Raw genomic sequence first — 11,940 nt, 5'->3', positions numbered from 1 at the left:
TTTTTTCCCTGTATTGTGAGAATAAATAATCTGTGAAAATCCTTTTAATCTGTGGCAAAAAAATAATTTGTGAAAATTAGTGTAATTCGTGGCAAACCCCAAAAAAAAGCCTGCACTCCCGAGAAAAAGTGCAGGCTTTTTAACCAACCAAATTAAAACCTATTATAAAGTATTAAGCCTGTTTTACAAATTGTAACTCAATGTTTAATTTTACTTCTTCGCCAACTAAAACACCTCCGGTTTCAAGAGCTGAGTTCCAGTTTAAACCCCAATCTTTACGATTAATTTTTCCTTCAATGCTTAAACCTACTTTTGTATTTCCCCAAGGATCAGTTAGGATTCCGCTGTATTCTACAGGAAAACTTACGCTTTTAGAAACACCTTTAATGCTTAAATCTCCAGTAATTTCATAGCTTCCTTCATTGATTTTTTTGAAAGAAGTAGCTTTGAAAGTTAATTTTGGATGATTCTCAGCATCAAAGAAATCACCGCTTCTTAAATGTCCGTCTCTGTCTGCGTTTGCAGTATCTACTGAAGCAATATCAGCAGAAAATTCAATTTGAGCATTTTCGAAGTTGTCTCCGTCTGTAGTAATTGTAGCGTCGTAAGTTCCAAATTTACCTGAAACATTTGTAAACATCATGTGTTTAACTTTAAAACCAATTTCTGAATGTGTTGGGTCAATTGACCATTTTGTAGTTGTCATAATTTTATTTTTTAAATATTAATTTATTTCATTTTGATAGGACAAAGTTACTTCGGTTGTCTTCGTTTGGCACTTAACCTAGATTAAGAAATGAAGACGAAATAAATATTTGATTCCCAGTTTGTTTTGTTTTTATTGTTTGAAAAATTGCATTGAATTAATAATTCATCGGAACATCCATCAATAAAAATTCAGCATCTGTATTTGCTTTTATGTTTAAGATATCAGTTCCTGAAATTCCAACGGCATCACGAGTGTTTAATTCCTGCCCATTGATCGTAACATTTCCTTTTAAAACGAAAGCATAAACTCCGTTTCCTTCTTTTTTAATTTTATATTCAGTCGTTACTCCTGAGTCAAAATTTCCCATATTAAACCAAGCGTCTTGATGAATCCAAACTCCTTCATCATCAGCATTTGGAGATAAAATCTGAGACAATTTATTATGTCTGTCCGCAACATCTAAAGTAATTTGTTGGTAACGTGGCGTAACGTTTCTTTTATTTGGAAACAACCAGATTTGCAATAATTTAGTTTGTTGATCTGCATTCGGGTTAAACTCACTATGCTGAACTCCAGTTCCGGCGCTCATTACCTGAATATCACCATTTTTGATGATTTCAGTATTTCCCATACTGTCTTTGTGAGCCAAATCTCCTTCTAACGGAATCGTAATAATTTCCATATTATCGTGCGGATGCGTTCCAAATCCCATTCCGCCAGCAATTGTATCGTCATTCAAAACACGAAGCGCTCCAAACTGAATTCTGTCCGGATTGTACCAGCTCGCAAAACTAAAACTGTGATAAGCATTTAGCCATCCGTGATTTGCATTTCCTCTTGTTTCTGCTTTGTGCAATATTATATTTTCCATGATCTTGTGTGTTTTGTAATTTTATAGTACAAAGATACCGCCAAGGTCAAGGAAACGCACTTAACCTAGATTAAGAAGTTTTTCTGAGAGGTTCAATGGTTCAGAGTTGCAGAGGTTCAAAGGTTTTTTTCTGGAGCAGACATTTTGGTTTTCAAAAGACGTTCAGTCCCGCTATCCGTTGCAATCTTTTGTGTCTCGTTGAAGAAACGAGACACAAAAGGATTTTCACTTCTATCGGGGCTATACTAGAAATTTAATTTTCAGAAGTTGGATAGGTGTAAAGGGATAACGTTCCGAAGGAACAAAACATATTGTAGGGATGGATTTTAATCCATTCTTCGCAAGTGGCTCGACAAAAGATTGGTGTTATGTTGAAGTCAGTTAAAGCCTGAATTATTTAATTCTAATCAATTTTCCTTTTCCAACCACTTCATCAAGATAATTTGCAGACGAACTTTGCTTATCATGCATATTAAATAGAATAGTGTCTTTTGTAATTTGATCTTTTGAAATACTTATAATTAAATCCGTATTAATAAAATTATCCAATAGTATTTTGTTGCCATAAGAAATTGTTCCTTTCGGTAAATACTTGTTGTCAAATTTGAAAACACTATCATTAAAAGTAATTTTATCTTTTTGAATATACGAATCGTTTTCTTCAATTAAATAATTATAGCGACCGTTAAGTTTATCTGTTTTCTGATTGAAGTTAATAGAAAGGAATATTATTATTAAAGCGAAATATTTCATAGGATTCTAACTAAATTGATTAATAAACTGCTGTACAACAGCATCTGTATTCTCATGGCGTTTTTTTCTTTCTAAAACAATTGGCGGCGCAGCTCTTTCCAGACAATCTTTTACGGCACAAGTCTCACAAGTTACACCAACAATTCGTTTCACTAAAGGTTTGCCTTCAATGAATTTGAATTTCTTTTTCATCGTTGGATTAATTAAGATGCCGACAGAAATACTTCGAATATAATTTTCTGCAAAAGGATCTTTTGTCGCCGATGAAAAAACTAAATATTCGTTTCCGCTATTGGCGTAACTGGATATTTGTGCATCAAAAAAATGAGATTTATTTTGTTTGATGGCTTCATCTATTGTTTTAACTGAAACCCATCTTCTGCAATAATGCTCGTTGGTTTCGTTAGCATGTGGTTCCTGCTGGTGCGTAATATGTAATTCCTTATTGATTTGATAAACATCAGAATCCACTCGGTGTGATAATCTTAAAAAGAAAAGATTCTTTAACTGAAAATCTTTCGGTAATAAATTAGTTAATCGCTGATAAAAAGATTCAGGCGAAACTTCAAAACTTTCTATTAACGCTACAAATTCTTCTGGTTTTGGGTTTTCATTTTCCAAAAAAGAATTGATTTTGTCAACCACTAATTTTCTCGGTAATAATAAAGCACCGGCAAAATATGAGGCATAAAAGTTGTGCAAAACCTGATCGAAATTTTCAAACTTAATCCAGCTGAAAGTTAATAATCGATCTGAAATCTTTAAATAATTATAAGCAATTTCTTTGGCTAAAATAAAAGCTTTCTGCGGAGCATCGAGTTCTGTAGAAAGTAATAATGTTTTACTTTTTGGAACATAAATCGAACGTAAATCGTCTAAAGCTTCCTGATCTGTAAAAGCAATTTCTTTTATATTGTATTCGTATTCTTCTTTTAGAATATCTTCTAATTCTTCAGTGCTGATTTTAGAATCAAGATTAATTTGAAATGACTTCGAAAACGCAATTACTTTTTCTTCTAAATCTTCAAAATAATTACTGTGTGCTTCCTGATACGAACGCAAAGCGGCCAAAAAGAAACTTTCGCGGCTTAAATTGTAATGTTGTGCAATTTCGATAATCGTACTAATAAACGCATTGACTTTTGCAGGAGCGTTGGCAATAATATCAATTAAATCAGCTTCCTGAATTCCGAAAAGTTCCAGCGGAATTTCTTTTAAGATTCCTGATTTCAAAATTTCGCCAATCGGAGCGAGATTATTATCAAGTTTTAAAGACACCATTTGGTCGTAAGTCACATCCAAATGTTCGCATAAAAGTAAAATTTTATCTGTTTTTGGATATTTTTTTCCCTTTTCAATCTCGTTTAAATACGATTTTGAAAGATTTGTCAGTTTAGCCAAGCCAAAAAGAGACAGATTTTTTTGGGTGCGAACTTGCTTCAATTTTAGTCCGAAGATCAGCTTTATATAGTCTTTTTCGATATCCATGAACCAAATATAGTTATTCTAAAAATAATCGCCAAAAAATTATTTTTAATATTTAGCGAACGTTCGCTTGTTTTGTAAAAAACTTTTTTCTAATATTGTGGTGTAGAAATTATTAGATATCAGATTGTTATGTTTTGGTGTTTTAAAAAACAAACAAACGACTCAATTGTTTCTAATGAAAATTAAAAACCACAGCTATGAAAAACCAAATTGAAATTACCGAAACGGCAATGGAATTTTTAGCCGAAAAGAAGCTTCGTTACCCAAAAATCTGGACAGAAGAAGCGATTGTTTTTATGACTGAATTGCATAGAAAATTCGAATCACAGCGAAAACTATTGCTTTTACAGCGCGACCAAAAACAAGTCACTTTTGATCAGGGAATCATGCCGACTTTTATTCCGGAAACGAAGAATATCAGAGAGGGTAATTGGACAGCTGCCGAAACTCCAAAAGATTTATTGGACAGAAGAGTAGAGATTACAGGTCCGGTTGATCGGAAAATGATTATCAATGCATTGAACTCAGGAGCGAAAACTTTTATGGCCGATTTTGAAGACAGCACTTCGCCAACCTGGCAAAATCTTATGGACGGGCAAGTGAATCTGATCGATGCAGTCAACAAAACAATTACCTATACCGATTTGGTAAAACAAAAGTCCTATCATTTAAATGAAAAAATTGCAACACTAATTGTTCGTCCAAGAGGTTTGCATTTGCCGGAAAAGCATCTTTTAATTGAAGGAAATGAGGTTTCGGGTTCTTTGGTAGATTTTGGATTGTATGTTTTTCATAATCATAAACGACTTTTAGAAAACAATTCAGGACCGTATTTCTACATTCCGAAATTAGAACATTATTTGGAAGCACGCTGGTGGAATAATGTAATTGATTTTACCGAGGATTATCTAAAACTGAAAAGAGGAACGATAAAAGTGACGGTTTTAATTGAAACCATAACGGCAAGTTTTCAGCTGGATGAAATTATTTACGAATTGAAAGAACATATTGTTGGTTTGAACTGCGGGCGTTGGGATTATATTTTTTCCTACATCAAAAAGTTTAGAAAAAATCCAAGATTCATCGTTCCGGATCGTGATCAGGTAAATATGACTTCTCCTTTTATGAATGCGTATTCAAATTTGGTTATTCAAAGATGTCATAAACGCGGAATTCATGCGATTGGCGGAATGGCAGCGCAGATTCCGATTAAAAATAATGAAGAAGCCAATACAGTCGCTTTCGCAAAAGTAAAAACCGATAAAGAGCGTGAAGTTAAAAACGGACACGACGGAACCTGGGTTGCTCATCCGGATTTGGTTGCGCTGGCAAAAGAAATTTTTGATAAAGGAATGCCGACTCCAAATCAAATTCATATAAAAAGAGAACATCGAAAAATTACAGAAGCGGATTTGATTGAACCGCCAATTGGAATCATTACTGAAAATGGCGTTCGAAAAAATATCAATGTTGGAGTTTTGTATCTGGCTTCATGGCTGAACGGACAAGGCGCCGCGGCATTGCATAATTTGATGGAAGACGCTGCAACAGCCGAAATTTCGAGATCGCAATTGTGGCAATGGCTTCAGAATAAAGTGCTTTTAGATAATGGTCGAAAATTAGATTTGGCTTATTATCATGAATTGGCTTTAGATGAATTCAGAAAAATCAAAGAGGAATTAGGAGAAGAAAATCACGAAAAACAACAATTTCCATTGGCTGAAAAAGTATTGGAAAGATTAGTAGGAAATACTGATTTCGTTGATTTCTTAACGATTCCATGTTACAAATACTTGTGATTTTTTAGACACAGAATATATAAATTAAATCAGCTCAATCTGCCAAATCTGCGAGCGAATAATTTTTTCACGCAGATTTAGCAGATCAGGCAGATAAAATTCAGTATTAAATTATTTAAACACATAGAAACATAGATTTTAATTTTTCTTTAAAAAGGGAAAAGAAAAAACTAGTTTTTCACACATAGCTATGTGCATTGAAACAAGTGAAACGCCTTTAACCACAAAGTATAACTATGTTTCTATGTGTTAAAAAAATAAGTCCAGTTAAAACTGATTACTGATAACTGAGACTGAAAACTTTACTAACCACTTAAACTATACTTATGAAAACAACAGAAGACAGAATTCAGGAATTGATTAACGATTGGATAACGAACCCAAGATGGAAAGGTGTTGAACGCCCTTATACTGCTAGTGAAGTAGTTGAACTTCAGGGTTCATATCATATTGAGCACTCTATTGCTAAAATGGGAGCGCAAAAATTATGGAAAAAGTTAAAAAGTCAGGATTATGTAGCTGGTTTGGGAGCGTTGACTGGAAATCAGGCGATTCAGGAAGTCGATGCGGGTTTAGAAGCGATTTATTTAAGCGGATGGCAGGTTGCTGCTGATGCAAACCTGGCGGGAGAAATGTATCCTGACCAATCGCTTTATCCGGTAAACAGCGTTCCGATGGTGGTAAAAAAGATCAACAATGCTTTATTGCGTGCTGATCAGATTCAGACTGTAAATAAAATTGAAGATAAAAAAGATTATTTAGTTCCTATTGTAGCTGATGCTGAAGCGGGCTTTGGAGGAAACTTAAATGCTTTCGAATTAATGAAATCAATGATTGAAGCAGGAGCTTCTGGAGTTCATTTTGAAGATCAATTAAGTTCTGCTAAAAAGTGTGGCCATTTGGGTGGAAAAGTTTTGGTTCCAACTCAGGAAGCAATCAATAAATTAATTGCGGCACGTTTGGCTGCAGATGTTATGGGGGTTTCGACTTTAATTGTTGCCAGAACAGATGCAGATGCGGCAAATTTATTAACGAGCGACGCAGACCCAAGAGATAGAAAGTTTTTAACCGGAGAAAAAACTGCGGAAGGTTTCTTTTATGTGAAGAACGGAATCGAGCAGGGAATTGCAAGAGGGTTGAGTTATGCTCCTTACGCCGATTTAATTTGGATGGAAACCAATAATCCGGATTTAGAATTTGCGAGAAAGTTTGCAACAGCTATGAAAAAAGAATTCCCTGATAAAATGCTGGCCTACAATTGTTCTCCATCTTTTAATTGGGCAGCAAAATTAACGGTTGCTGAAATGGAAACATTTAGAGAAGATTTAGCAGCAATGGGATATAAATTCCAGTTCATTACTTTGGCAGGATTCCATGCTTTGAACACGAGTATGTTTGAATTATCGAAAGCGTATAAAGAGCGCGGAATGGCAGGATATTCTGAATTACAGGAACGTGAATTTGCGTTACAGAAAAACGGATTCAGAGCAGTAAAACATCAGGCTTTTGTAGGTACTTCTTATTTTGATGCGGTTCAAAATACGGTTATGATAGGAAGATCTTCTATTACAGCAATGAAACATTCTACTGAGGTTGAGCAATTTTAATTCAAAGAAAAGCCAGTTCGATGAACTGGCTTTGTTTTTTTTGCCACAGATTTCACAGATTAAAGTGATTTTTTTTAGCCACGAATTACACAAATTTCCACGAATTAATTGATTTAAAAATTAAAATAAAATTCGTGGAAATTTGTGTAATTCGTGGCAACATTTTTTTAATCCTTTTAATCTGTGGCAAAAAAAAACTTATTTCTTCAAAAGTCGAGCTTTCATTTTGCTGAAAAATTCCGGTGTTACTCCAATGAAAGAAGCGATTTGTTTTTGAGGAACTTTGTGAACTAATGTTCCGTATTTCTTAGTGAATTTTTCAAAACGTTCTTCGGCAGGTAAACTTAAATTGTCCATTAATCGTTGTTGATTGGCCACTAATGAGTTTTCAATTAAAATTCTAAAAAAGCGTTCCAATTTTGGAATTTCAAGATACAATTGTTCCTGATTTTCTTTGGATAAAGAAACAACTTCGGCTTCTTCCAGAACTTCAATAAAAAGCTGTCCCGGTTTTTGCGAAAAATAACTGTACATGTCGCTCATCCACCAGCCTTCGCAGGCAAAAGATAAAACATGTTCAACTATATTATCATTGATATTGAAACTTCTTAAAATTCCTGAGTTTACAAAATAAGAATGTTTACAGACTTCGCCGGCATTCAATAAAATCGTTTTGGCTTTATAAGTATTCGTTTCTAGTTTAGATAAAAAAAGTGCTTGTTCCTCTGGTGTCAAAGAAACATGTTTGGCAATATTTTCAAGAATTAATGTCATTATTTTTCGTTTACTAGAGTGAATGAAGTCGCTTTAAAACGATTTTTTTCGATTGTTCCGGTTACAGAAGCTTTTCTGATGGCATTGCAAAATCCATCTTCGGCATGTGCGTCTCCGTGATCGTGAATGGTTGTTCCGTCAACGAAATAGGTTTTTCCATCAATGCGAACCGCTAAATCACAGCTTTTACCTTTCATCCCAAATTGACATTCTCCACAAGAAGCTTCTACAATGGTTGGTTTATCGATTACTTTTTTAGATTGAGCCTGAGTTGCAATTCCAACAAACAGGAAAAGTACGAATATAAGTTTTTTCATTTTTTAAGAATTTACAGTTATTAATTTTGCCGTTTCTTTGGCGCGTTCGGTTACTTTTTCGATTGGAGTTGATAAAGAATCCTGAGCTAAAACAACTCCCATTCGGCGATACGGTCTTGAAGTTGGTTTGCCAAAAATCCTGAAATCAGTTTTTGGTAAAGCAGCGACTTTTTCGATTCCGGTAAAAGTTGGATTTGTAGAATCTTCTGATGCTAAAATTACGGCACTTGCTCCGGCTTTTTCTAAAGTAATTTCAAAAATTGGAAGGCTTAAAATCGCTCTTAAGTGCAATTCAAATTCATTAAAATTCTGCGTTCCTGATAAAGTTACCATTCCGGTATCATGCGGACGAGGAGAAAGTTCTGAGAAATAAACGCCTTCTTTTGTTAGGAAAAATTCAACACCAAAAAGTCCAGCTCCGCCAAGTGCTTCTGTAATTTTTTCAGCCATATCCTGAGCTTCGTATAAATCAGCTTCAGAAACCTGTGCCGGCTGCCAGCTTTCCTGATAATCGCCGCGTTCTTGTCTGTGACCAATTGGAGCGCAAAACAAAGTTGGATTGTTATTTTGTGTAATCGTTAAAAGCGTAATTTCCGAATCAAAATTGACAAAGGCTTCTACAATAACTTCTATAACATCACCACGCGAACCCGCAACGGCATATTGCCAGGCTTTTTCGATATCGCTTTCTGTTTTTATAGTCGATTGTCCTTTTCCAGATGAAGACATTAAAGGATTTACGACACACGGAATTCCAACTTCCTGAACCGCTTTTTGCAGTTCTTCAGCTGAAGTTGCGTATTGATATTTGGCTGTTTTTAAGCCTAATTCTTTTGCGGCTAAATCACGAATTGCTTTACGGTTCATAGTAAAGTTTGCCGCTTTTGCTGAAGGAACAACAGTGATTCCTTGTTTTTCATAATCGTAGAAACGTTCGGTACGAATGGCTTCTATTTCTGGAACTATAAAGTCCGGTTTATGTTTGGCTACGATTCGGTCAAGCGCTTCGCCGTCGAGCATATTGATGACTTCAAAGCCGTGTGCGACTTGCATGGCTGGGGCATTTTCGTAACTATCAACTGCAATTATGGTTTGTCCGATTCGTTGGGCGGCAATGACAAATTCTTTGCCTAATTCACCTGAACCTAGGAGTAGTATTTTCATTTTGGAATTTTGTAAATAATGGAGTAGTAAAAGTAGCGAAAAATGTTTTTAACCGCAAAGCCTATTCGCATGGATTGGTGTAGAGACGCACTGCAGTGCGTCTACGTAATCTAGGTTTAACCGTAAAGTTCGCAAAGAATTACGCAAAGAACGCACAGTATTGATGTTAAGGAAGAAGGCGAAGGTTCGCAAAGTATCTCACGCAGATTTTGGAGATTGGACAGATTGTGATTTAATTTTTAGATAAAGTAACCATGCAGTTTGTCATTTCGAGGAACGAGAAATCTTCGCGAGAAGCTCGACAAAGATTGACTTATTGGAACGGAGCTACTTGCAAAGATTTCTCGTTCCTCGAAATGACAAGATTGAGGCAAATAGCAGGATAAAAAAAGAAAAAGGTTCGCAAAGATTTTAGATTAATCTTTGCGAACCTTTGTGTATTTCTTTGTGAATCTTTGCGGTAAAATCAATGAAAATGATCTTCTTCAATTTCGAATTCGGCATCTTTTTCCCAGATTTCCATTTCGCAGGGTTTGCAGTTGAATTTTAGTTTGTATTCAAGTTCGCCTTGTTTCAATACTAATGGCTCTTTTACCTTGATACCCACTATATCTTTTTGGTGTATCGGGCATTTTTTTAATTCGTATTTGATGCAATATTTCGTTGTCATTACACGAGATTTTCCTGGATCCCATTGTAATTCGAATGCTTTTTCGATTTCGGTTACACCGTGACGTTCGTAGAATTTACGAGCGGTTTTGTTCGAAACGTTGTACATGAAATCAAGTTTCGTTTCAGGATAGGGATGCGAGGTTTTTACCATTTGGTGTTCTTCACGTTTGTAATTTGCCAAACGAATTTCAGTCAACTGATCGTAAACTGTTCTTCGCATTTCGTTGATTTTTGAAATAGGAAGGAACCAGTTTTGAGAAAACATAATGTTAATTTCATCAGCAGTATAAGGTGTGAAACCTGTTTTTGCCAATTGTGTTTTAATGTTTTCTTCTATTGATTCGCCAGTTTTTGTCTGCTCTTTAGCATGTTCTAAATTAACTATGCTTACGTTTCCGTCTTCGTCTGTTGCGATTAATTCGAAACCATTTTCAGTTTCAGTAAGTAATAGAGTTGTACTTAATTTACGAACAGCGCTATCTTCTCTTTCTACAATTTTGATGAAAGCGGCGTCGTTATTTCTGTAGATGAAAGTTCCGTCTTTTACTTCTTTTAGAACGTTCGGGTAAATTTTTCCGTTTTCGGCTTTGTTTACGTAAATTCCGTCGGCTTCGTTATTTTCGTTGATGAAACAAAGTCCGTCACCGTTATTTAATAATTCACCGTTTTCGATTTCGTAAGCGTTTCCAACCGTTCTGATTAATTTACCAATATATTGTCCTTTTGATTTTGGGCTTTCCCAAGAACCAATTGAGCTGTGTCTTTCGTTTACGAAATAGTCTGTATAACCACGATTAAAGGTTCTGCTTAAAGAAGAATCAAAAGTATAAGTACAAGTTCCGGAAGAAGCTTTCCTATATTTTTCACTTCCTTCGCCTTCTAAAAAGCTGTCTAGTTTTTGACGTAAATAAGAAACGTTGTTTTTTACGTAAACCACATCTTTCAATCGTCCTTCAATTTTAAAGGAAACGATTCCAGCTTCAATCAAATTCGGAATTTGATCTGAAATATCTAAATCCTTTATTGAAAGTAAGTGGCTGTTTTTGATTAAAGTTTCTCCGTTTCCGTCGATTAAGTTATAAGGTAAACGGCAGTTTTGTGCGCAAGAACCACGGTTGGCGCTGCGTTCTCCGTTTGCCACACTCATATAACAGTTTCCGCTAAAAGAAACGCATAAAGCTCCGGTTACGAAAAATTCTAATTCAACATCTGCGTGGTCATAGATCGTTTTAATTTGATGCAGGTTTAACTCACGAGCCAAAACAACACGTTTAATTCCGGCATCTTTAAGGAATTTAATTTTATCGGCATCACGATTATTGGCTTGTGTACTTGCGTGAAGTACGATAGGAGGAAGCTCCATTTCCATAATCGCCATATCCTGAATAATCAGGGCATCAACACCAATTTCGTATAATTCCCAAATCATTTGGCGACAAGTCTCTAATTCATTGTCGTATAAAATGGTATTCATAACGACAAAAACCTGAGCATTAAATAAATGCGCATATTGTACTAAAGCAGCAACATCTTCAATAGAGTTGTTGGCATTAGAACGTGCACCAAATTGTGGTGCACCAATATATACTGCATCAGCACCACTGTTTATGGCTGCCATTCCTCCAATTAAATCTTTAGCAGGAGCTAATATTTCGATTTTCTTCTTCATTTCTAAAACTTTAGACTTTTGTGGTATTCCCGAAAAAAAGTGTGCAAAGGTCTTATAAATTATTTGAGTTTGCTAATGATGAAGGGATTTTTTTGAATTTGTTAACTTAATATGGAA

Annotated in this window: 9 protein-coding genes and 1 pseudogene; 2 read left to right on the top strand and 8 right to left on the bottom strand. The window is 35.2% G+C overall.

What is annotated here, in order from left to right; translation table 11 throughout:
* Nucleotides 1-172: 172 nt before the first annotated feature.
* From ACODSB_RS09015 to ACODSB_RS09000, 4 genes are all read right to left on the bottom strand, one after another.
* Nucleotides 173-706, bottom strand: coding sequence for a YceI family protein (locus ACODSB_RS09015; protein WP_488936795.1), 534 nt, complete (start codon nt 704-706; stop codon nt 173-175).
* Between the two features lie 157 nt (nt 707-863).
* Nucleotides 864-1,580 carry a pirin family protein gene (locus ACODSB_RS09010; protein WP_488936794.1) on the bottom strand — a complete coding sequence of 239 codons (717 nt, stop codon included), beginning with the start codon at nt 1,578-1,580 and terminating at the stop codon, nt 864-866.
* Nucleotides 1,581-1,973: 393 nt separating this feature from the next.
* Entirely contained in the window at nt 1,974-2,333 is a 360-nt protein-coding gene (locus tag ACODSB_RS09005) for a hypothetical protein (RefSeq protein WP_053471583.1), read from the bottom strand.
* 6 nt (nt 2,334-2,339) lie between these two features.
* Nucleotides 2,340-3,821 carry a helix-turn-helix domain-containing protein gene (locus ACODSB_RS09000; protein WP_488936793.1) on the bottom strand — a complete coding sequence of 494 codons (1,482 nt, stop codon included), beginning with the start codon at nt 3,819-3,821 and terminating at the stop codon, nt 2,340-2,342.
* Nucleotides 3,822-4,018: 197 nt separating this feature from the next.
* Here ACODSB_RS09000 and aceB point away from each other — a divergent pair, with 197 nt between their 5' ends.
* Together aceB and aceA are read left to right on the top strand one after the other, a co-directional pair.
* Nucleotides 4,019-5,620, top strand: coding sequence for a malate synthase A (gene aceB, locus ACODSB_RS08995; RefSeq protein WP_488936792.1), 1,602 nt, complete (start codon nt 4,019-4,021; stop codon nt 5,618-5,620).
* 326 nt (nt 5,621-5,946) lie between these two features.
* Nucleotides 5,947-7,227 (top strand): isocitrate lyase, encoded by a 1,281-nt coding sequence (gene aceA / locus ACODSB_RS08990; RefSeq protein WP_488936791.1) that lies wholly within the window; start codon nt 5,947-5,949, stop codon nt 7,225-7,227.
* A 198-nt stretch (nt 7,228-7,425) separates the two neighbouring features.
* Here the strand turns inward: aceA and ACODSB_RS08985 are convergent, their stop codons facing one another.
* From ACODSB_RS08985 to ACODSB_RS08970, 4 genes and pseudogenes are all read right to left on the bottom strand, one after another.
* Nucleotides 7,426-8,001 carry a Crp/Fnr family transcriptional regulator gene (locus tag ACODSB_RS08985; RefSeq protein WP_488936790.1) on the bottom strand — a complete coding sequence of 192 codons (576 nt, stop codon included), beginning with the start codon at nt 7,999-8,001 and terminating at the stop codon, nt 7,426-7,428.
* Entirely contained in the window at nt 8,001-8,318 is a 318-nt protein-coding gene (locus ACODSB_RS08980) for a DUF6370 family protein (protein ID WP_488936789.1), read from the bottom strand. The genes ACODSB_RS08985 and ACODSB_RS08980 overlap by 1 nt, the downstream gene beginning before the upstream one ends.
* A 3-nt stretch (nt 8,319-8,321) precedes the next feature.
* Nucleotides 8,322-9,485 (bottom strand): annotated as a pseudogene (purT, locus tag ACODSB_RS08975) (formate-dependent phosphoribosylglycinamide formyltransferase); the annotation flags it as partial.
* A gap of 463 nt (nt 9,486-9,948) precedes the next feature.
* On the bottom strand, nt 9,949-11,823 hold the full coding sequence (locus ACODSB_RS08970; RefSeq protein ID WP_488936788.1) for a peptidase U32 family protein: 1,875 nt from the start codon (nt 11,821-11,823) through the stop codon (nt 9,949-9,951).
* Nucleotides 11,824-11,940: the final 117 nt, after the last annotated feature.

It is taken from the genome of Flavobacterium sp. FG68 (assembly GCF_057808895.1).
Note: the sequence above shows the minus strand (reverse complement) of the source record. Positions and strands in the feature narration are given on the sequence as shown.